18 protein-coding genes are annotated in these 21,424 nt (G+C 72.2%); 15 read left to right on the forward strand and 3 right to left on the reverse strand.

Annotation, left to right across the window (positions count from 1 at the left end):
- Positions 1–20 precede the first annotated feature (20 nt).
- Both MUY22_RS24405 and MUY22_RS24410 read left to right on the forward strand, forming a co-directional pair.
- On the forward strand, positions 21–1,100 hold the full coding sequence (locus tag MUY22_RS24405; RefSeq protein WP_247062885.1) for a DUF3592 domain-containing protein: 1,080 nt from the start codon (positions 21–23) through the stop codon (positions 1,098–1,100).
- On the forward strand, positions 1,048–1,926 hold the full coding sequence (locus MUY22_RS24410; protein ID WP_371827639.1) for a DUF3592 domain-containing protein: 879 nt from the start codon (positions 1,048–1,050) through the stop codon (positions 1,924–1,926). Before MUY22_RS24405 ends, MUY22_RS24410 begins: the two co-directional genes overlap by 53 nt.
- Here MUY22_RS24410 and MUY22_RS24415 read toward each other — a convergent pair.
- Entirely contained in the window at positions 1,923–2,555 is a 633-nt protein-coding gene (locus MUY22_RS24415; protein ID WP_247062893.1) for a TetR/AcrR family transcriptional regulator, read from the reverse strand. The two genes, MUY22_RS24410 and MUY22_RS24415, sit on opposite strands and share 4 nt — an antisense overlap.
- 78 nt (positions 2,556–2,633) lie before the next feature.
- Between MUY22_RS24415 and MUY22_RS24420 the strand changes: the two genes are divergently transcribed.
- The 8 genes from MUY22_RS24420 (at position 2,634) to MUY22_RS24455 (ending at position 9,421) form a co-directional block, all read left to right on the forward strand.
- Positions 2,634–4,193: an anthranilate synthase component I gene (locus tag MUY22_RS24420; RefSeq protein WP_247062895.1), complete on the forward strand. Its 1,560-nt coding sequence runs from the start codon at positions 2,634–2,636 to the stop codon at positions 4,191–4,193.
- A gap of 58 nt (positions 4,194–4,251) precedes the next feature.
- Positions 4,252–4,779: a Trp biosynthesis-associated membrane protein gene (locus MUY22_RS24425; RefSeq protein WP_247064095.1), complete on the forward strand. Its 528-nt coding sequence runs from the start codon at positions 4,252–4,254 to the stop codon at positions 4,777–4,779.
- Between the two features lie 124 nt (positions 4,780–4,903).
- Complete coding sequence (trpC, locus tag MUY22_RS24430; protein WP_247062897.1) at positions 4,904–5,713, forward strand: indole-3-glycerol phosphate synthase TrpC; 810 nt, start codon at positions 4,904–4,906, stop codon at positions 5,711–5,713.
- Positions 5,692–6,924 carry a tryptophan synthase subunit beta gene (gene trpB / locus MUY22_RS24435; RefSeq protein ID WP_247062899.1) on the forward strand — a complete coding sequence of 411 codons (1,233 nt, stop codon included), beginning with the start codon at positions 5,692–5,694 and terminating at the stop codon, positions 6,922–6,924. The genes trpC and trpB overlap by 22 nt, the downstream gene beginning before the upstream one ends.
- A complete protein-coding gene (gene trpA, locus MUY22_RS24440) occupies positions 6,921–7,712 on the forward strand; it encodes a tryptophan synthase subunit alpha (RefSeq protein ID WP_247062904.1) in 792 nt (263 codons plus the stop codon). Before trpB ends, trpA begins: the two co-directional genes overlap by 4 nt.
- A 33-nt stretch (positions 7,713–7,745) precedes the next feature.
- Positions 7,746–8,126, forward strand: coding sequence for a MerR family transcriptional regulator (locus tag MUY22_RS24445; RefSeq protein WP_247062906.1), 381 nt, complete (start codon positions 7,746–7,748; stop codon positions 8,124–8,126).
- 134 nt (positions 8,127–8,260) lie between these two features.
- Entirely contained in the window at positions 8,261–8,827 is a 567-nt protein-coding gene (locus MUY22_RS24450; RefSeq protein WP_247062907.1) for a Uma2 family endonuclease, read from the forward strand.
- 87 nt (positions 8,828–8,914) lie between these two features.
- Complete coding sequence (locus MUY22_RS24455) at positions 8,915–9,421, forward strand: peptidoglycan recognition family protein (protein ID WP_247062909.1); 507 nt, start codon at positions 8,915–8,917, stop codon at positions 9,419–9,421.
- Here MUY22_RS24455 and MUY22_RS24460 read toward each other — a convergent pair.
- On the reverse strand, positions 9,413–10,771 hold the full coding sequence (locus MUY22_RS24460) for a glutamine synthetase family protein (RefSeq protein ID WP_247062911.1): 1,359 nt from the start codon (positions 10,769–10,771) through the stop codon (positions 9,413–9,415). The genes MUY22_RS24455 and MUY22_RS24460 overlap by 9 nt on opposite strands.
- 90 nt (positions 10,772–10,861) lie before the next feature.
- On the opposite strand from MUY22_RS24460, the gene MUY22_RS24465 reads away from it, so the two are divergent.
- From MUY22_RS24465 to lgt, 3 genes are read left to right on the forward strand one after another with little or no spacing between them, the layout of a single operon-like run.
- Positions 10,862–11,986, forward strand: a complete 1,125-nt coding sequence (locus MUY22_RS24465; protein ID WP_247062913.1) for an amidohydrolase family protein — start codon at positions 10,862–10,864, stop codon at positions 11,984–11,986.
- Entirely contained in the window at positions 11,983–13,158 is a 1,176-nt protein-coding gene (locus tag MUY22_RS24470) for a M20 family metallopeptidase (protein ID WP_247062915.1), read from the forward strand. Before MUY22_RS24465 ends, MUY22_RS24470 begins: the two co-directional genes overlap by 4 nt.
- A gap of 26 nt (positions 13,159–13,184) precedes the next feature.
- A complete protein-coding gene (gene lgt, locus MUY22_RS24475) occupies positions 13,185–14,210 on the forward strand; it encodes a prolipoprotein diacylglyceryl transferase (protein ID WP_247062919.1) in 1,026 nt (341 codons plus the stop codon).
- Positions 14,211–14,214: 4 nt separating this feature from the next.
- Here the strand turns inward: lgt and MUY22_RS24480 are convergent, their stop codons facing one another.
- Positions 14,215–15,000 (reverse strand): SDR family oxidoreductase, encoded by a 786-nt coding sequence (locus MUY22_RS24480; RefSeq protein WP_247062921.1) that lies wholly within the window; start codon positions 14,998–15,000, stop codon positions 14,215–14,217.
- 334 nt (positions 15,001–15,334) lie between these two features.
- Here MUY22_RS24480 and gltB point away from each other — a divergent pair, with 334 nt between their 5' ends.
- Positions 15,335–19,888, forward strand: coding sequence for a glutamate synthase large subunit (gene gltB / locus MUY22_RS24485; RefSeq protein ID WP_247062922.1), 4,554 nt, complete (start codon positions 15,335–15,337; stop codon positions 19,886–19,888).
- Positions 19,881–21,389 (forward strand): glutamate synthase subunit beta, encoded by a 1,509-nt coding sequence (locus tag MUY22_RS24490; protein ID WP_247062923.1) that lies wholly within the window; start codon positions 19,881–19,883, stop codon positions 21,387–21,389. Before gltB ends, MUY22_RS24490 begins: the two co-directional genes overlap by 8 nt.
- Positions 21,390–21,424: the final 35 nt, after the last annotated feature.

Consider the following 21,424-nt stretch of genomic DNA (forward strand, 5'->3'; position numbering starts at 1 on the left):
TTCCGCCCTACATTCGGCGGATGGATCCGGAACGGGACTACGCGGTCGTGCTGCGACGGCTCACGCGGCGCAGAGCGGCCTGGGTGATCGCCGGTGCGGTGGGGGCGCTGGTGTTCGTGGTCTTCGTGATCGGCACCGCCTACTCGGTCCTCGACCCGGGTTACCGCCTCGACGACGGCGAGCTCGCCGCCGATTTCGGCGTGCTCGCCGGTTCCGGGGCGCTGGCCGGCTTCGCTGTCTTCCGGATCCGCGCCGGCGACCACCGGACCGGCGCCGTGCTCACGCGGATGGGCACCGGCAGCTGGCTCTCGCCGGCGGTGCCGCTCGACGACGAGGAGCGCTTCGCGGCCGAAACCCGCCGGCTGCGCGGCCTGGGCGTGCGGGCGGCAGGGATCGCGCTGCTCTGGTTCGGCGTGCTGGCCGCCGCGACCACCGGGCTCACGCTGGTGGACGACGCGGCCGAGCACCTCCTGGCGACGGGGGCCCGCACCCCGGGCGAGGTGGTGAGCGTCCACGACACGAGACACGGCAGCGGCGCCTCGTCGATGCGGGTGCGCTACCCGGCAGGCGGCGTGTCCCGGACCGCGGAGATCGTCCGGGACACCGAACGCGCGTACGTGGTCGGCGAAGCGGTGACGGTGGTGTACGACCGGGCCGACCCCGCGCACGTCCGGACGGTGGAGGAACCCAACGACGACCAGGGCCTCCTGGGGATCCTCGTGGTGCCGGCGCTGCTCGCCTGCGTCGCGGTGCCCTGGTCGCTGGTGGCCGCCGCGGGCTGGTGGCGGCGGTACCGCGCCGTCCGGCACACCGGCTGGCGCGTCGCCGAGGTGCGCGTCGTGCCCGACTACCCGGTCCGCAAAGGACGGCACCTGCCGGACCTCCACGTCCGCTACGGCGACGGCTCCCGCGTGGTGCTGCGGGCTGTCTCCTCGACGCACGGCGCCACCGGGTTCCAGGGCCGGCGGAACCGCGAGGCGTGGGTCGGCGGCTGGGGCCGGGCCATGGTCGTGCTGTTCCCGGACCCGCCGCTGCGCAAGCGGGCGCTTGCCGTCCCCGCGCGCGCGATATCGCCGCGGCGGCGGCCGCCGTCCGCGTAATCTGGGCCGGTGGGGGAAGACGCGGCTTGGCTGCCGGAAGAGGACGAAACCGCACCGGACGGGGCACCGCCGGATCCGGCCGCCCAGATCGCCAGGCTGCCGGTGCACGGCAGGCGCGCTGGCCATCGCGCTGCTCCTGCTGGTCGCCGCCGGAGGCGTGTTCGCCGGCTTGGTCGTGTACGAGTACCCCGCCCGCGCGCTCCTGCGCGACGGCGTCCACGTGACCGGGAAGGTGCTGTGGTTCGACGACCACACGGGAGAGCAGGCGATCCGCGTCTCCTACGACGTGCGGGGTGAACCGGGCTACGCCACCATCCCGGTGACGTCGGGACGGCGCTACATCGTGGGCGGGACGCTCACGGTGATCTACGACCCCGCGAACCCGGCCAGGGCGCGCACGCTGCTGGAGGACCGCCTGGACGGCCGGGTGTCGGCCTTGTTCTGGATCCTCGGCCTGGTCGTGCTGACGTTCGCCGGCGTGAGCCTGGCCGCATCCCTTCGGTGGCGACGGCGGCACCGGGCGGTGCTGCGGACCGGCTGGCGGCCGGCTGCGGTCACCGTGCGGCCCGACTACCCGGTCCGCCGGGGACGGCACCTGCCGGACCTGCTCGTCGAGTACCGCGACGGCAGCCGGGCCGAGCTGCGGGCCTCGATGTCGTGCCACGGCAGCACGTACCTGTGGCACCAGCCCGCTCGACCGGCGTGGGTCGGCGGCGCGGGCCCGGACATGGTCGTCCTCTTCTCCCGCGGCGACCTGCGCCGGCCGTACGCGGTCCCGGCGTTCGGCCGGACGTCGCGCGCCGAGATGGGCCGGCGCGTGCCCTAGCCGATGTCGCCGCTGATGTAGCGCTGCACGTTCGGCGCCACCGCGGCCACCAGCGTTTCGACGTCCGCCGCGGCCAGCGGCTCGAACTTCGCCACGTAGCGGATCATGCCCATGCCCACCAGCTGGGACGCGCAGAGCGTGGTGCGCAAGGGGATCTGGTCGGAGCCGACCGACGAGAGCACGTGCGTGAAGAACTTCCGGAAGAAGTCTCGCAGGACCTGGCCCGCCTGCTCGTGGCCGGCGACGCTGCGGATGAGCGCCACGAACACGCCGCCGCCCGCGCTGTCCCACCGGGTGAGGAACGTGCGGACGATCCGCTCGCCGAACTCCTCGTCGGGGCCGTCGCGCAGGGTTTCCAGCAGCTCCAGGGGGTCGAACGGCAGCTCGAGCACCGCGCGGGCGAACAGGCCCTCCTTGCTGCCGAACCAGTGGTTGACCATCGCGGCGTCGACGCCGGCGCGGGTGGCGATCGCGCGGACGGTCGCGCCGTCGTAGCCGTTCTCGGCGAACACCGACCGCGCGGCGTCGATCAGGGCCGTGCGCGTGTCCTGGCCCGCGGGCCGGCGGCCGCGGCGGCGCGCCGTAGTCTCGGGGTTGTCGGTGGTGCTCACCGCCCCATCATGACTCATCCGCGATCCTGAATTCAACATTTGCTGAATTCGGGACCCCGCGCGGCCCGGTTCACACGGGGCGGCACAATGAGTTCCATGGTCAGCGCTTACGCCGGTTCCACCGGCCCCGGCTCGGTCAGCCCGTCCCGCGAGGACTTCCGCGCCCTCGCCGAGAGCCGCCGCGTGATCCCGGTCGTGCGCCGGGTGCTCGCCGACGGCGAGACGCCGATCGGGGTGTACCGCAAGCTCGCCGCCGACCGGCCGGGCACCTTCCTGTTCGAGTCCGCGGAGAACGGCGCCTCCTGGACGCGCTGGTCGTTCATCGGCGTCCGCAGCCCCGCCGCGCTCACCGTCCGCGACGGCGAAGCGGTCTGGACCGGCACCCCGCCGGTCGGCCTGCCGACCGAGGGCAACCCCCTGACCGTGCTGCGCGAGACCATCGAGGCGCTGCACACCGAGGCCCTGCCCGGCCTGCCGCCGCTCACCGGCGGGATGGTCGGCTACATCGGCTACGACGCCGTCCGCTGGCTCGAAAAGCTGCCCGAGCTGGCCGAGCGCGACCTCGACATCCCCGAGCTGACCATGCTCCTGGCCACCGACCTGGCCGCGTTCGACCACCACGAGGGCACGGTCACGCTCATCGCGAACGCCGTCAACTGGGACGACTCGCCCGAGCGCGTGGACGCGGCCTACGACGACGCCGTCGCCCGGCTGGGCGCGATGACCGAGCAGCTGCAGGTGCCCGCGCCCGCCACCGTCGCCGCGTTCGACCGGCCCGAGCCGGAGTTCACCCGGAAGCGGTCCAAGGAGGACTTCCACGCCGCGGTCGACAAGGCCGTCGAGGCGATCAAGGCCGGCGAAGCGTTCCAGGTCGTGCCCTCGCAACGGTTCGAGATCGAAACCGGCGCCGACGCGCTCGACGTCTACCGCGTGCTGCGCACGTCCAACCCCAGCCCGTACATGTACCTGCTGCGGCTCGACGGCTTCGACATCGTCGGCTCCAGCCCCGAGTCCCTGGTCACCGTGCGGGACGGCAAGGCGACCACGCACCCGATCGCGGGCACCCGCTGGCGCGGCGCCGACCCCGAGGAGGACGCGCAGCTGGCCAAGGACCTGCTGGCCGACGAGAAGGAGCGCGCCGAGCACCTGATGCTCGTCGACCTCGGCCGCAACGACCTGGGCAAGGTCTGCAAGCCGGGCACCGTGCGCGTCGTCGACTTCTTCCAGATCGAGCGCTACAGCCACGTCATGCACATCGTCTCCACCGTCACCGGCGAGCTGGCCGAGGGCAAGACGGCCTTCGACGCGGTCACCGCGTGCTTCCCGGCCGGGACGCTGTCCGGCGCCCCGAAGGTCCGCGCGATGGAGCTGATCGAGGAGCTGGAGCCGGTGCGCCGCGCGCTGTACGGCGGCGTCGTCGGCTACCTCGACTTCGCCGGGGACGCCGACACGGCGATCGCGATCCGCACCGCGCTGATGAAGGACGGGATCGCGCACGTCCAGGCCGGGGGCGGGGTGGTCGCCGACTCGGTGGCCGACTACGAGGACACCGAGTCGCTGAACAAGGCGCGGACCGTGCTGTCCGCGGTCGCCGCGGCCCAGACCATGGTGCCGGCGGGCAAGCTCGACCCGGCCGCGGACGCCGCTCGTGTCTGAGCCGGAGGTGGCGGACCCCGAAACCGCGACGGCGCGGCCGTCCCGGCGTCCACTGTGGATGATGGTGGTCGCGCTGCTGCTGGGCGCGCTCGCGCTGTGGGGCGCGTCCAAGCTGACCTGGTACGCCGAGTTCCGCGACGGCGGCGTCCGCGGCACGGTCCTCTACCGCGAGACCGGCGAACAGCGCGCGACGGCGCTCGTGCCGCTGGCGCTGCTCGCGCTCGCCGGGGTGGCCGGCCTGATCGCCACCGGCGGCTGGGCCCGGCGCGTCCTGGGCGTCGTGCTGGCGCTGGCCGGTGTGGCGGCCGTGTGGGCCGGTGTGGCGGGGGTCCGGTTCACCGGCTGGGCCGACGGGCTGCCGGTGACGCAGCTACTGCTCGGGCGCGGCCTGGCCGTGCTGGGGGGAATTCTGGTCGCCGCCGGCGGGTTGGCAGCGATCAAGGGTGCCGGGCGCGGTGCCCGGCTCGGCGCGAAGTACGCGGCCCCGGCCACCCGGAAGAAGGTGCGTGATCCGGACGCCGAGTTGTGGGAAGCGCTGTCGGAGGGCGAGGATCCCACGGAGGGTGGCGGACGGCATTCGGAGTAACGCGCACACCCGGAACCGGGCTCTTCGGATGCGGGGGTTAGCATCGTTTCGGCGGGAAGGGGAAGGTTTTTGTGAGCGACCTTGCGAGTGAAACCGTGACCACGAGCCCGGGCGGGGGCGCCCGGTGAGCGTGCTCGAAGAGATCGTCGCCGGCGTGCGGGAAGACCTCGCCGTGCGGGAATCCGCGCTGCCGTTCGACCAGCTGAAGATCCGCGCGGCCGCCGCGCAGCCGCCCCGCGACGTGATGACCGCGCTGCGCGAGTCCGGCATCGGCGTGATCGCCGAGGTGAAGCGCCGCAGCCCGTCCAAGGGCGACCTGGCCGACATCCCCGACCCCGCCGCGCTGGCCAAGGACTACCAGGACGGCGGCGCGCGGGTGATCAGCGTGCTCACCGAGCAGCGCCGCTTCGGCGGCTCGCTGGCCGACCTCGACGCCGTCCGCGCGGCCGTGGACATCCCGGTGCTGCGCAAGGACTTCGTCGTCAGCCCGTACCAGGTGCACGAGGCCCGGCTGCACGGCGCCGACATGGTGCTGCTGATCGTCGCCGCGCTGGAGCAGAACGCGCTCGCCGCGCTGCTCGACCGCGTCGAGTCGCTGGGCATGACCGCGCTGGTGGAGATCCACAACGCCGAGGAGGCCGACCGGGCCCTCGAGGCGGGCGCCAAGGTCATCGGCGTCAACGCGCGCAACCTGCACACCCTCGAGGTGGACCGCGACGTCTTCTCGCGGCTGGCCCCCGGCCTGCCGATGGACGTCTACAAGGTTGCCGAGTCGGGCGTCCGCGGGCCGGGCGACCTGATGTCCTACGCCGGGCACGGCGCCGACGCGGTGCTGGTCGGCGAAGGCCTCGTCGCCTCGGGCGACCCGAAGGGCGCCCTGGTCAAGCTGGTCACCGCCGGATCGCACCCCGCGTGCCCGAGGCCGTCGCGGTGACCAACGAGCAAAACGCCGAACACGACCCGGACGAGCGCGGCTACTACGGCCCGTACGGCGGCCGGTTCATGCCGGAGGCGCTGATCGGCGTCGTCGACGAGGTCGCCACCGAGTACGAGAAGGCCCGGCACGACCCCGAGTTCCTGAACGAGTTCAACCGCCTGCTCCGCGATTACGCCGGCCGCCCGTCGCTGCTCACCGAGGCCAAGCGCTTCGGCGAGCACGCGGGCGGCGCGCGCGTGTTCCTCAAGCGCGAAGACCTGAACCACACCGGCTCGCACAAGATCAACAACGTGCTGGGCCAGGCGCTGCTCACCAAGCGCATGGGCAAGAAGCGCGTCATCGCCGAGACCGGCGCGGGTCAGCACGGCGTCGCCACGGCCACCGCGTGCGCGCTGCTCGACCTCGACTGCGTCGTCTACATGGGCGAGGTCGACACCGAGCGCCAGGCGCTGAACGTGGCCCGCATGCGGCTGCTCGGCGCCGAGGTCATCCCGGTCAAGACCGGTTCGCGGACGCTGAAGGACGCCATCAACGAGGCGCTGCGCGACTGGGTGACCAACGCGGACAGTACGCACTACCTGTTCGGCACGGCGGCCGGCCCGGCCCCGTTCCCGACGATGGTCCGCAACTTCCACCACATCATCGGCACCGAGGCCCGCGCGCAGATCCTCGAGCAGGCCGGCCGCCTGCCCGACGTAGTCGCGGCCTGCGTCGGCGGCGGGTCGAACGCGATCGGCATCTTCTCGGGCTTCTACGACGACCCGTCCGTGCGGCTGGTCGGCCTGGAGCCGGGCGGCGAGGGCATCGACGGCAACCGCCACGGCGCGACCCTCACCAAGGGCACCCCGGGCACCCTGCACGGCGCGATGACGTACCTGCTGCAGGACGACGACGGCCAGACGGTCGAGTCGCACTCGATCTCGGCCGGGCTGGACTACCCGGGCGTCGGCCCGGAGCACGCGTGGCTGAAGGACACCGGCCGCGCCGAGTACCGCCCGATCACCGACGCCCAGGCGATGGACGCGTTCATGCTGCTCTCGCGCACCGAGGGCATCATCCCGGCGATCGAGTCGGCGCACGCGCTGGCCGGCGCCCTGGACCTGGGGCGCGAGCTCGGCCCGGAGGGCTTGATCGTGGTCAACCTGTCCGGCCGCGGCGACAAGGACATGGACACAGCGGCGAAGTGGTTCGGGTTGGTGGACAAGTGAGCGGGCTCGACGACCTCTTCGCCACGACGCGCGCGGAGGGCCGCGGCGCCCTGATCGGGTACCTGCCGGCCGGCTTCCCGACCGTCGAGGCCTCGAAGGACCTGATCGCGGCGACGATCGACGGCGGCGCGGACCTCATCGAGGTCGGCGTCCCGTACTCCGACCCGGTGATGGACGGTCCGACCATCCAGGCCGCGTCGGTGACCGCGCTGGACAACGGCTTCCGCCTCAAGCACGTCTTCGAGGTCGTCGAGTCGATCTCGGCCCGCGGCGGCCGCGCGGTCGTCATGACGTACTGGAACCCGGTGCACCGCTACGGCGTCGACCGCTTCGCGCGCGACCTCGCGGCGGCGGGCGGGCTCGGCCTGATCACCCCGGACCTGATCCCGGACGAAGCCGGCGAGTGGATGACCGCGTCGAAGGCCCACGGCCTCGACCGGACCTTCCTGGTGGCGCCGTCGTCGTCGGAGGAGCGGCTCGCCCGCACGGTGGACGCGGCCTCGGGCTTCATCTACGCGACCGCGGTGATGGGCGTGACGGGCGCGCGTGACCAGGTCGGCGCGGGCGCGGAGGAGCTGGTGCGCCGCACGCGGGCGCACACGAAGCTCCCGATCGGCGTCGGCCTCGGCGTGCGCTCGGGCGACCAGGCGGCCGAGGTGGCGGCGTTCGCGGACGCGGTGATCGTGGGCTCGGCCCTGGTCACGGCGGCGGCGGACGGCCCTTCGGGAGTGCACCGGCTGTCCGCGGAGCTGGCCGACGGGGTGCGCCGGGCCGTCGCCACGGCTTGACCTGGAGCGCACTCCAGGTGCCACCCTGGACCGGTGACGTCCTACACCCCGGCCCAGGTGACCGAAAAGACCGGCTTCACCATCGACACCTTGCGGTACTACGAGCGCATCGGCCTGCTGCACCACGTCGGCCGCACCGCGGGCGGCCGCCGCACGTTCACCGACCACGACGTGGAGTTCCTGCAGCTCCTGCGCTGCCTGCGGTACACGGGCATGCCGGTCGCGGAGATGCTGCGCTTCGTGGAACTGCTGCGCTCGGGCGACGCGACGCAGGACGAGCGCCTGGAGGTCCTACGCGACCACGAGGCCCGCGTCGAGGCCCAGATCGACCGGCTGCGCGAGCACCAGGAGCACATCCAGTTCAAGATCAAGCTCTACAGCGGCGCATCGGAACTGGCTGTCGCATCCTCGTGACGCCATCACCCGGCTCAGAACTGTCGGTGGTGATCCGCATACTCCCCGTGTGATGATCCACAACGAGGGGACCGAGCGGACATGCCACACTGGAGCAGACCGACGGCGATCGGCGCGAGCGGAGGTGAAGCGCGATGGCAGCACCGACTGAACCCGATTCCGGGCTCAGCATCCCACCGCACCCCGACGGCTGGACGGTCGACGAAGTCCTCGCACTGCCGGAGGATCAGACCTCACTCCAGCGGATCGAGCTCGTGGACGGGGCACTCCTCGTGAGCCCCGCGCCGACCTCGGTGCACCAACGGCTCCTGCAGAAACTGCAGTTCGCCTTCGTGCCCGCGCTGCCCGAGGACACCGAGCTACTACCGGGCGTGAACGTGCGCTTCGGGGGCCAGCGACTGCTGATCCCCGATCTGGTGATCCTGACCTGCACCGCGGTCGACACCGTGGCCTTCGCGGCGAGCGATGTCCTCCTCGCGGCGGAGATCGTGTCGCCGTCGACCAAGGTGCAGGACCGGATCCTCAAGCGGGCCATTTACGCCGAAGCCCTGATCCCGTTCTACCTGCTGGTCGAGCCGGGCGAGCCGGACACCGCGACCCTCTTCGAACTCCAACGCGGCGAGTACGAACCCATCGCCAAGAGCGAAGCCGGGCAGCTCCACCTCACCCGGCCCTTCGAAGCCGAGATCACCCTGGCCTGACCGGGTTTTGTACAAAAGCTGTACGCGGCCGCGGGAGAGTCCGGTGCATGGACATCGGACACCTTCCGCGGCGTACCTTCCTTCGCGGTGCCGTCGGATGAGCTCGTCATCCTCGACCATCCCGCGAACCGGATTCTCATCCACCACATCGCCAGGGCCAACAGCACCGACTACTCCCTCGGCCACGCCTTCCAGGTCGCCCGCGACGATCAGCACGACCACATGGACGACAACGGCTGGTCCGACACCGGCCAGCACTTCACCGTCAGCCGCGGCGGCTACCGCCTGGAAGGGCGGCACGGCAGCCTCGACGCGCTGCGCGGCCGGACCACCATGATCCAGGGCGCGCACTGCCCCGGCCAGAACACCAACGCCATCGGCATCGAGAACGAAGGCCGCTACACCAGCGTCGAGCCACCGCAGTCGCAGTGGGACTCGCTCGTCGTGTTCTGCGCCCACATCTGCCGCCAGTACGGCATCCCGGTCGCGGAGATCAAGGGCCACCGCGACTACTACAACACCGAGTGCCCCGGCGATCGCCTCTACGCCAAGCTGCCGCAGCTGCGGACGGAGGTCGCGAAAGCCCTAGTGTAGGTACCGCATCACGGCGCACAGCTCCGCCGGCGACAGGCGCCCGAACCGGTCGATCTCGCCGCGGCGGACGTCCACCAGCGTCGTCGCCAGTTCCGGGCCGAACGCCTTCGTCAGCGCTTCGTCCGCTTCGAACGCCGTGACGGCTTCGGCGAGTGTCTTCGGCAGCCGCTCGGCCGCGGGCAGCGTCCCGGGGTCGACGTCGACGGGCTCCGGCAGCGTCGCGTCGGCGTCCACGCCGGCCAAGCCGGCGAACAGCAGCGCGGCCACCACCAGGTACGGGTTCGCGGTCAGGTCGAAGCACTTGACCTCGAAGTTCGCCGCCCGGTCGCGCTGGCCGGCCACGCCCCGCACCAGCCGCAGCGGCGCCTCGCGGTTCTCCAGGCCCCACGCCAGGAACACGCCCGCCCAGTGGTGCGGCTCCAGCCGCAGGTAGCTGACCACCGACGGCGCGCCGATCGCCAGCAACGCGGGCAGCCGCGAGAAGATCCCGGCGCCGAACGCCTCCGCCGTCGCGGTCAGCCCGAACCGGCGGTCGCCGCCGGTGCAGAGGTTGCGGTCGCCGTCCCACAGGCTCAGGTGGACGTGACCGCCGTTGCCGACGCCGTCCGGGGCGAACTTCGGCGTGAACGACGCGCGCAGCCCGTGCTGCCGGCTGACCACCCGGATCGTCTCGCGGGTCAGCACCGCGATGTCGGCCGCGCGCACCGGGTCGTCCGCGGCCACTGACAGCTCGAACTGCCCGGCCGCGTACTCCGGGTGGATCTGTTCCACCGCAACACCTTGCGCGGCCAACGCCGAGACCAGTGCCCGCAGGTACGGCGCCTGCGCGGAAAGCCGCGCGTAACCGTAGGCCGGGCCCGCCGTCGCCGAGCGCGGGTCGTCCGGCGCGTCCGCCGTCGTGATCACCCATTCGATCTCGAACGCGGTCCGGACGTCGTAGCCCAGCGCCGCGAGCCGCGCCGTCGCCGCGGCCGCTTGCGCCCGGGAGTCCTGCGGGTGGGGGACGCCGTCCTGGTCGTAGCGGTTCGCCGGCGCCCACGCCCAGCCGGGCTGCGCGGCCAGCGGGACGAGCGCGTCGAGGTCCGGGTGCAGCCGCAGGTCGCCGACCGGACCACGCGAGTAGGTGCCGTCCACGATCTCGTCGGTGGCCAGGAAGAAGTCGAAGGAGTTCGACGCGCCGACGCCCCACGCGGCCGCCGACCACAGCCGGTCCACCGGGACGGCCTTCGTCCGGGTGATGCCGCTGTTGTCCACGAAGGTCAGCGCGACCAGCTCCACCCCGGCGGCGCGCAGGCCGTCGGCCCGGATGGCGCCCTGCTGCGCGAGTTCTGCCCGATCGAGCCGGCTCATCCTGCTCCCGTCGAGGTTCACCGAGTACCTTGGGAAAGTGGAGGAGATCGTGTCAGACGCCGTCGAAACCCGTCCAGCGGCGGGCCGCGCATGACCGAGCTGCTCCCGTTCGTGGCGGACCTGCCGCTCGTGGACCACCACGGCCACGGCGTCCTCACCCGGGACGTGACCCGCGCGGACTTCGAGGCCCTGCTGACCGAGGCCGGCGCGACGTCGCCGCTCGGCACCAGCCTGTTCGACTCGCTCATCGGCCTGGCCGTGCGCGCACGCTGCGCGCCCGTGCTCGACCTGCCGAAGCACGCCGAAGCCGACGTCTACCTCGACCGCCGCGCCGAGCTGGGCGCGGCCGAGGTGGCGCGGCGGTTCCTGCGGGCGACCGGCACGACCGACTTCCTGCTGGACGGCGGGTTCCTGCCGGAGTCCGTGACGACGACGCCGGAGTTCGGCGCCCTCGCCGCGAGCCGGGTGCACGACGTCGTCCGGCTGGAGCAGGTCGCGGAGGCGGTGATCGGAGGCACGACCGCGGCGGGGTTCGCCGTGGCCTTCGCCGACGAGCTGGGGAAACGGGCCGCGACGGCCGTCGGGCTCAAGTCGATCGCCGCCTACCGCGTCGGCCTCGACCTGGCGGGGGAGCGGCCGTCGCCGTCCGAAGTGACGGCCGCGGCGGAACGCTGGCTGCGCTCCGGGAACGTCCGGCTGGCCGACGAGGTGCTGCACCGCCACCTCGTCTGGACCGGGCTCGACCTGGGCCTGCCGGTGCAGTTCCACGTCGGGTACGGCGACTCCGACGTCGACCTGCACCGCTGCGACCCGCTGCTGCTCACCGGCTTCCTGCGGGCGACGCGCGAGCTAGGCGTGCCGATCCTGCTGCTGCACAACTACCCGTTCCACCGCCAGGCGGCCTACCTCGCGCAGGTCTTCGAGCACGTCTTCGTCGACGCCGGCCTGATCACGCACAACGCGGGGTTCCGGGCGCCCGCGATCCTGGCCGAGCTGCTGGAGATCGCGCCGTTCGGGAAGGTGCTGTTCTCCACCGACGCGTTCGGCCTGGCCGAGCTGTACCACCTGGGCACGGCGTTGTTCCGGCGCGGCCTGTCGGACTTCGTGCGCGCCGCGCTGGCCGCCGACGCGATGTCCGAAGTGGACGCCGTCCGGCTGTGTGCTTTGGTGGGGCACGAGAACGCGAAGAGGATCTACCGCTTGGAGCACGTGTGACCGACCTGTGGACCCGGTGGACCCGGGCGATCGACGACGAACTGCCCGCCGCCGTCGCCCTCCGCCACGCCGTGCACGCCGACCCGCGCGGCTCCGGCGACGAGGAGGACACCGCCCGGCTGGTCACCGCGGCGATCGGCGCGGGCGACGGCGTCCGCGTCGCCAAGACCGGCCGTGCGATCCCGCTGCCCGGCGCGGCGGCCGACGCCCCCGCGGTCGCCCTGCGCGCCGAGCTGGACGCGCTGCCGGTCACCGAGCGCACCGGCGTGCCGTGGGCGTCGGAGACCGACCTGATGCACGCGTGCGGCCACGACGTGCACCTCGCGGCGCTGGTCGCGGTGGCCCGCGCGGCGGTGCGGGTCGGGGTGCCGCGCCCGATCCTCGCGCTGCTCCAGCCGCGGGAGGAGACCTCGCCCTCCGGCGCGCTCGACGTCGTCGAGTCCGGGCTGCTCGCCGAGCACCGGGTGGACACCGTGATCGGCGCGCACGTCCAGCCCCGGCTCGCGGACGGCGCCGTGTCGGCCGTGCCGGGCCCGGTCAACGCGTCCACCGACGAGTTCGAGGTCGTCCTGCACGGCCAGGGCGGGCACGCCGGTTACCCGCACATGCTGCGCGACCCGATCCTCGCGCTGTCGCAGCTGGTGGTGAGCCTGCAGCAGCTGGCGTCGCGCCGGATCGACCCGGTGTTCGGCGCGGTCTGCTCGGTCGGCCGGGTCCAGGCCGGCACCGCGGCGAACGTCGTCCCGAACTCGGCGAGCGCGGCCGGCTCGCTGCGGCTGATGCGCGCGGAGGACCGTGAGCGCGCGCTCGAAGCGCTGGCGCAGATCGTGCACGGCACCGCGGCGGCCCACGGCTGCACCGCCGAGCTGCGGATCAGCCCGTGCGAGCCGGTGCTGCACAACGACCCGGCCCTGGCCGCGGCGGCGCAGCGCCGGCTGGTGCACGGCGGCGCCCGCGTCGACCACGAGTTCCGCTCGTTCGGCGCCGACGACTTCGCGCACTACTGCGGCGGCGAAACCCGCGGCCTGATGCTGTTCGTCGGCCTCGGCGACACCGCCGGCGCGCCCAGCCTGCACGACGAGGTGTTCCTCCCCGGCGACGACGCCGTCACCCGCGTCGCGCACGCGCTGGTGGCGGGCTACCTGGCCGCGACGGAGGCGGAGTCCCGCTAGCTCGGGAGACGCGCTACGGTGGCCCCGTGATTTCCGCCTCGGCCGCCTTCCTCGCGACGATCCCCAGCCCCGACCGCGGGGTCTGGCACCTGGGGATCATCCCGATCCGCGCCTACGCCCTGTGCATCATCGCCGGCATCATCGTCGCGATCTGGTGGGGTGAACGGCGCTGGGTCGCCCGGGGCGGCACCAAGGGCACGATCATCGACATGGCGGTGTACGCCGTGCCGTTCGGCCTGGTCGGCGGCCGGTTGTACCACGTCATCACCGACCCCGAGCTGTACTTTACCGAGGGCAAGAACCCCTGGAACGCCTTCGCGATCTGGGACGGCGGCCTCGGCATCTGGGGCGCCATCGCGCTCGGCGCGGTGGGCGCGCTCATCGCGTGCCGCCGCAAGGGCGTCCCGCTGCCGGCGATGGCCGACGCGATCGCCCCCGGCATCATCGTGGCGCAGGCCATCGGCCGTCTCGGCAACTACTTCAACCAGGAGCTCTACGGCGCGCACACCGACCTGCCGTGGGGCCTGGAGGTCTACCAGCGCTTCAACCCGGACGACCCGGAGAACCTGCTCAACGGCGTCGCGACGGGCCACATCCCGCTGCCGGAGAGCCCGGTCCACCCGACGTTCCTGTACGAGCTGATCTGGAACCTGCTGATCGCCGGCCTGATCGTCTGGGCCGACCGGAAGTTCAAGCTCGGCCACGGCCGGGTGTTCGCGCTGTACGTCGCGGGCTACACGGCGGGCCGCGGCTGGATCGAGATGATGCGGACCGACACCGCGAACCACATCCTCGGCCTGCGGGTCAACGTCTGGACGTCGATCCTGCTGTTCCTCGCCGCGGTGGTCTACTTCGTGCTGGCGGGCCGGCGCGGGCCGCGGGAAGCCCCGGAGCTGCTGCACGGCAAGGACACGGCCGCGGCCGCGCCGGAAGCCGAACCGGACGACAGCGACTCCGTGAAGGTGGCCGCCGAGGCCCCGGCTCCGGCTTCGGTGGAGAAGCCCGCTGAAGAGCCCCCGGTGGCCGAGGAACCCAAGAAGACCGAGGACTGACGCGTCAGAGGTCCGGCAGGCCCAGGTCCAGGTTGGGGGACTGGAGCCCGCCGTCGACCTCGAGGATCTTGCCGGTGATGTAGCCGCCGGCCCGGGACGCCAGGAAGACCACGGTCGCCGCGATGTCCTCCGCCTCGCCGATCCGGCGCAACGGCGTCGCGGACTCCATCTTCTCCTTCAGCTCCGGGTTGCCGACCACGATCTCCAGCGCCGACGTCGCCACCGAGCCCACCGAGATCGCGTTCACCCGCACGCGTGGTGCGAGGTCGGCCGCCGCTAGGCGGGTCCAGTGGGCCAGGGCCGCCTTCGCCGTGCCGTAGGCGACGAAGCCGCGGCCGCCGACCCGACCCATGATCGACGAGATGTTGACGACCGAGCCGCCCGTCTTGACGAGCGAGGGCGCCGCCGCGACCGTCAGCGCGTGCGCCGTCGAGACGTTGAAGCGGAACGCCTCCTCGAGGAACCCGGGCGTCGTCTCGAGCAGGGGCCGCGGGTAGGTGCCGCCGACGTTGTTGACGACCAGGTCGAGGCGCCCGAACTGCTCGACGGCCACCGCGGCGAGCGTCGCGGCGGCGGCCGGGTCGGCGAGGTCGAGCGGGACGACGTGGGCGCGGCGGCCCGCCGAGAACACCCGGGAGGCCACTTCTTCGAGCTGGGCTGCCGTCCGGGAGGCGATGACCACGTCGGCGCCCGCTTCGGCGAGGGCCACGGCGGTGGCCGCGCCGATCCCGCGTCCGGCGCCGGTGACCACCGCGACCTGCCCGGGCAGCCGGAACCGGTCGAGGATCATGCGGGAAATGTAACACGTTCTACTAACGTGCGGGAACGCCTCGAAGGGGGCGTCGCGGGGCATCGGACCGGGCGGCGTCGGCCGCGTCACGTTAGACTTGACGCAGGTTTCCGGGTCGTATACTTAGCAGAGCGAACTACCAGGAACTCATCAGGAACTACGTCGTTCCGCGCGGCCAGATCGTTACCGTCCGGCGTTGTTCGGGGCGCTCTGAATTGATGCTGGCATGTTTCCCAGGTGTTAAAGTCGCGCTAACGAGCGGGCCATCGTCGTCCCGTGCGCTCCCCGGCCGCTAGCCCGGCCAGCACGAACAGACGACGAAGGAGGTCCCTTCATGATCTTCTCCGCCATTCCCGGCAAGCAGGGTCTCTACGATCCGGAGACCGAACAGGACTCCTGCGGTGTGGCCATGGTGGCCGACATCCGCGGCCGCCGCTCCCATGGCATCGTCACCGACGGCCTCGCCGCGTTGACCAATCTGGACCACCGAGGCGCCGCCGGTGCCGAACCCACCAGCGGCGACGGCGCCGGCATCCTGCTGCAGCTGCCCGACGAGCTGCTGCGTGCGGAAGCCGGTTTCGAGCTGCCCGAACCCGACGAAAACGGCCACCACCGGTACGCGGCGGGGATCGCCTTCCTGCCCGCCGACGCCGAGCAGCGCCGCAAGGCCGTCGAGCTGGCCGAACGCATCGCCGTCGAAGAAGGACTCGAAGTCCTGGGCTGGCGCGAGGTCCCGGTCGACGCCGACCGCGCCGACATCGGCCCGTCCGCCCGCTCGGTCATGCCGCACTTCGCGATGCTCTTCGTCGCCGGCGACGGCGCCGCGGGCCTCGAGCTGGACCGCCTGGCCTTCTGCCTGCGCAAGCGCACCGAGCACGAGAGCGGGATCGCGGGCTGCGGCACGTACTTCCCGTCGCTGTCCTCGCGGACGATCGTCTACAAAGGCATGGTCACGCCGGAGCAGCTGCCCGCGTTCTTCGGCGACCTGCGCGACGAGCGGCTGGCGAGCGCCATCGCGCTGGTCCACTCCCGCTTCTCCACCAACACGTTCCCGTCGTGGCCGCTCGCGCACCCCTTCCGGTTCGTGGCCCACAACGGCGAGATCAACACCATCCGCGGCAACCGCAACCGCATGCGGGCCCGCGAGGCGCTGCTCGAATCGGACCTCATCCCCGGCGACCTGACCCGGCTGTTCCCGATCTGCTCGGCGGACGCGTCGGACTCGGCCTCGTTCGACGAGGTCCTGGAGCTGCTGCACCTGGGCGGCCGGTCGCTGCCGCACGCGGTGCTGATGATGATCCCGGAGGCGTGGGAGAACCACGCCACGATGAAGCCCGCGCGCCGTGCCTTCTACCAGTTCCACGCTAGTCTCATGGAACCGTGGGACGGCCCGGCCTGCGTCACCTTCACCGACGGCACGCTGGTCGGCGCGGTCCTCGACCGCAACGGCCTGCGCCCGGCGCGCTGGTGGCGCACCGCCGACGACCGCGTCGTGCTCGCCAGCGAGGCGGGCGTCCTGGACGTCGCCCCGAAGGACGTCGTCGCGAAGGGCCGCCTCAAGCCCGGCCGGATGTTCCTGGTGGACACCGCGGCCGGCCGGATCGTCGACGACGAAGAGGTCAAGTCCGAGCTGGGCAAAGACCTGCCGTACGAGGGCTGGCTGCACGCCGGCCTGCTGAAGCTCGCCGAGCTGCCCGACCGCGACCACGTCGTGCAGAGCCACGACTCGGTGCTGCGGCGCCAGCTTTCCTTTGGCTACACCGAGGAAGAGCTCAAGATCCTGCTCGCGCCGATGGCTGAGAAGGGCGCCGAGCCGATCGGCTCGATGGGCTCGGACACGCCGGTCGCGGTGCTGTCCCAGCGATCTCGCCTGCTCTACGACTACTTCAAGCAGAACTTCGCGCAGGTGACCAACCCGCCGCTGGACGCGATCCGCGAAGAGCTCGTCACGTGCATGGCGCGGATCATGGGCCCGGAGCGCAACCTGCTGGCCCCGGGCCCGGCGTCGTGCCGGCACCTGAAGCTGCCGTACCCGGTGATCGACAACGACGAGCTCGCCAAGCTCATCCACATCAACGACGACGGCGACCTGCCGGGCTTCGCGTGCAGTGTCCTTTCCGGACTGTACGAAGCGGACGGCGGCGCCGAGGCGCTGGCGTCGGCGGTCGAGCGCGTCCGGCGTGAGGCGTCCGAGGCGATCGCGGCCGGCGCGCGCACGCTGGTGCTGTCCGACCGCGACTCCGACCACCGGATGGCGCCGATCCCGTCGCTGCTGCTGGTTTCCGCGGTGCACCACCACCTGGTCCGCACGAAGGAACGCCTGCGCGTCGCGCTGGTCGTCGAATCCGGGGACGCCCGCGAGGTGCACCACATCGCGCTGCTGCTCGGCTACGGCGCCGCCGCGGTGAACCCGTACCTGGCCTTCGAGACCATCGAGGACATGATCGGGCAGGGCGCCGTCACGGGCATCGAGTCCGGAAAGGCGATCCGCAACTACGTGCAGGCGCTCGTCAAGGGCGTCCTGAAGATCATGTCCAAGATGGGCATCTCGACGGTCGGCGCGTACACCGCCGCCCAGGTCTTCGAATCCCTCGGCCTGGCCCAGGACCTGCTCGACGAGTACTTCACCGGGACGTCGTCGAAGCTCGGCGGCGTGCGGCTCGACGTGCTCGCCGAAGAGGTCGCCGTGCGGCACCGCCGCGCGTACCCGGACAACCCGACCGACCGCGTCCACCGGGGACTCGACACCGGCGGCGAGTACGCCTACCGCCGCGAGGGCGAGCTGCACCTGTTCTCGCCGGAGACGGTGTTCCTGCTGCAGCACGCGTCCAAGACCGGCCGCGAGGAGGTGTACCGCAAGTACACCGACGAGGTGCACCGCCTCTACCGCGAGGGTGGCACGCTGCGCGGGCTGTTCGCCTTCCGCGACGGCGTCCGCGAGCCGGTGCCGCTCGACGAGGTCGAGCCGGCCGAGGCGATCTTCAAGCGCTTCAACACCGGCGCGATGTCGTACGGCTCGATTTCGGCCGAGGCGCACGAAACCCTGGCCATCGCGATGAACCGGCTCGGCGGCCGGTCCAACACGGGCGAGGGCGGCGAAGACCCGGAGCGGCTCTACGACCCCGAGCGCCGCAGCGCGATCAAGCAGGTCGCTTCGGGCCGGTTCGGCGTCACCAGCGAGTACCTCGTCAACGCCGACGACATCCAGATCAAGATGGCGCAGGGCGCGAAGCCCGGCGAGGGCGGCCAGCTGCCGCCGAACAAGGTGTACCCGTGGATCGCGCGGACCCGGCACTCCACGCCGGGCGTCGGCTTGATCTCCCCGCCGCCGCACCACGACATCTACTCCATCGAGGACCTCGCCCAGCTGATCCACGACCTCAAGAACGCCAACGAAAACGCCCGCATCCACGTGAAGCTGGTGTCCTCGCTCGGCGTCGGCACGGTCGCGGCGGGCGTGTCGAAGGCGCACGCGGACGTCGTGCTCATCTCGGGGCACGACGGCGGCACCGGCGCGTCCCCGATGAACTCGCTCAAGCACGCCGGCACCCCGTGGGAGATCGGCCTCGCCGAGACCCAGCAGACGTTGCTGCTCAACGGGTTGCGCGACCGGATCACCGTGCAGGTCGACGGCGCCATGAAGACGGGGCGCGACGTCGTCATCGCGGCGCTCCTCGGCGCCGAGGAGTACGGCTTCGCGACGGCCCCGCTCGTCGTCGCGGGCTGCATCATGATGCGCGTCTGCCACCTCGACACCTGCCCGGTCGGCGTCGCCACGCAGAGCCCCGAGCTCCGCAAGCGCTACACCGGCCAGGTCGAGCACGTCGTGAACTTCTTCGAGTTCGTCGCGCAGGAAGTCCGGGAAACCCTGGCGGCACTGGGCTTCCGCACGCTCGACGAGGCCATCGGCCACGCCGAGCTGCTGAACACCGACGAGGCCGTGCACCACTGGAAGGCGTCCGGGCTCGACCTGTCGCCGATCTTCGAGATGCCGGCCGAGACGCCCTATGGCGGCGCGAAGCGGCGGACCCGCGGCCAGGACCACGGCCTCGAGCACGCCTTGGACCGCACGCTCATCCAGCTCGCCGAGGCGGCCCTGGAAGACGCGCACCCGGTGCGGCTCGAACTGCCGGTGCGCAACGTCAACCGGACCGTCGGCACCCTGCTCGGCTCGGAGATCACCCGCCGCTACGGCGGCGAAGGCCTGCCCGAGGGCACGATCCACGTGCTGCTCACCGGGTCCGCGGGCCAGTCGCTCGGCGCGTTCCTGCCGCGCGGCATCACCCTCGACATGGTCGGCGACGCCAACGACTACGTCGGCAAGGGCCTGTCCGGCGGGCGGATCATCGTCCGGCCCGACCCGGACGCGTCCTTCGCCGCCGAGGCGCAGACGATCGCGGGCAACACGATCGCCTACGGCGCGACCGGCGGCGAGCTCTTCCTGCGCGGTCAGGTCGGCGAACGCTTCTGCGTCCGCAACTCCGGCGCCACCGTCGTCGCCGAGGGTGTCGGCGACCACGCCTTCGAGTACATGACCGGCGGCCGCGCCGTGGTGCTCGGCCCGACCGGGCGGAACCTGGCGGCCGGCATGTCCGGCGGCATCGCGTTCCTGCTCGACGTCGACCGCAAGAAGGTCAACCAGGACATGGTGGACCTGCTCAAGCCGACCGCGGACGACCTGGCCTGGCTCAAGAAAACCGTGCAGCAGCACTACGATCTCACCCGCTCCGCGGTGGCCGCGTCGCTGCTCGGCGACTGGCCGCGGCGCAGCGTGGCGTTCACGAAGGTGATGCCGCGTGACTACCAGCGGGTCCTGGACGCGGCGAAGGCGGCGAAGGCCGCGGGCCGCGACGTCGACGAGGCGATCATGGAGGCCGCTCGTGGCTGACCCGACCGGTTTTCTCAAGTACGACCGCGAAGAGCCCAAGAAGAAGTCCAAAGAGGACCGGCTGCACTCGTGGGGCGAGGTCTACGCGGACGTCGACCCGGGCGTGCGCAACGAAGACGTCCGCAAGCAGGCGTCGCGGTGCATGGACTGCGGCATCCCGTTCTGCCACTCCGGCGGGTCCGGTTGTCCGCTGGGCAACCTGATCCCGGAGTGGAACGACCTCGTCCGCCGCGGCGACTGGGCCGCGGCGAGCGATCGGTTGCACGCCACCAACAACTTCCCCGAGTTCACCGGGAAGCTGTGCCCCGCGCCGTGCGAGGCGGGCTGCGTGCTGTCGATCTCGCCGCTCTCAGGCGGGCCGGTGTCGATCAAGCGCGTCGAGCAGACGATCGCCGACCAGTCGTGGGAAGCGGGCTACGTCCAGCCGCAGGTGGCGGAAGTGTCGTCGGGGCAACGGGTCGCGGTCGTCGGCTCCGGCCCGGCCGGGCTCGCCGCCGCCCAGCAGCTGACCCGCGCCGGGCACGAGGTCACCGTCTTCGAGCGGGACGACCGGCTCGGCGGGCTGCTGCGCTACGGCATCCCCGAGTTCAAGATGGAGAAGAAGGTCCTCGACCGCCGCCTCGCGCAGCTGCGCAAGGAGGGCACGAAGTTCGTCACCGGCTGCGAGGTCGGCGTCGACCTGACGGTGGAGGACCTGCGCGAGCGGTACGACGCCGTCGTGCTCGCGGTGGGCGCCCTGCGCGGCCGCGACGACACGACTACGCCCGGGCGCGAGCTGTCCGGCGTGCACCTGGCGATGGAACACCTGGTGCCGGCCAACAAGTTCGTCGAGGGTGACGGCCCGTCGCCGGTCGACGCGCGCGGCAAGCACGTCGTGATCATCGGCGGCGGCGACACCGGCGCCGACTCCTACGGCACGGCCACCCGCCAGGGCGCGCTTTCGGTGACCCAGCTGGACCAGTACCCGATCCCACCGTCCACCCGGGACGACGACCGCTCGCCGTGGCCGACCTGGCCCTACATCCTGCGCACCTACCCGGCGCACGAGGAGGCGGGGGAGCGGAAGTTCGCCGTCGCGGTCAAGCGGTTCGTCGGCGACGACGCCGGCCGCGTCACGGCGGTCGAGCTGCAGCAGGTCAAGGTGCAGAAGGACCCCGCGACCGGACGCCGCGAGGTCATCCCGGTCGGCGACGACGTCGAGACGCTCCCGGCGGACCTGGTCCTGCTGGCGATCGGCTTCGAGGGCGTCGAGGAGATGCCGCTGCTGGGCGGCCTCGGGCTGTCGCTGACCAAGCGCGGCACGCTGTCGTGCGGTGCGGACTGGCAGACCGAGACGGCGGGTGTGTTCGTCTGCGGCGACGCCCACCGCGGCGCGTCGCTGGTGGTCTGGGCGATCGCCGAGGGCCGTTCGGTGGCCAACGCGGTCGACACGTACCTGACCGGCGCGTCCGACCTCCCGTCCCCGGTGCACCCGACGGCGTTGCCACTCGCCGTCGTCTGAACGCGCGTCGCGGAAAGGGCCACCTGGCCGCGTGC

It is taken from the genome of Amycolatopsis sp. WQ 127309 (assembly GCF_023023025.1).
In the GTDB taxonomy this organism is placed as follows: Bacteria; Actinomycetota; Actinomycetes; order Mycobacteriales; family Pseudonocardiaceae; genus Amycolatopsis.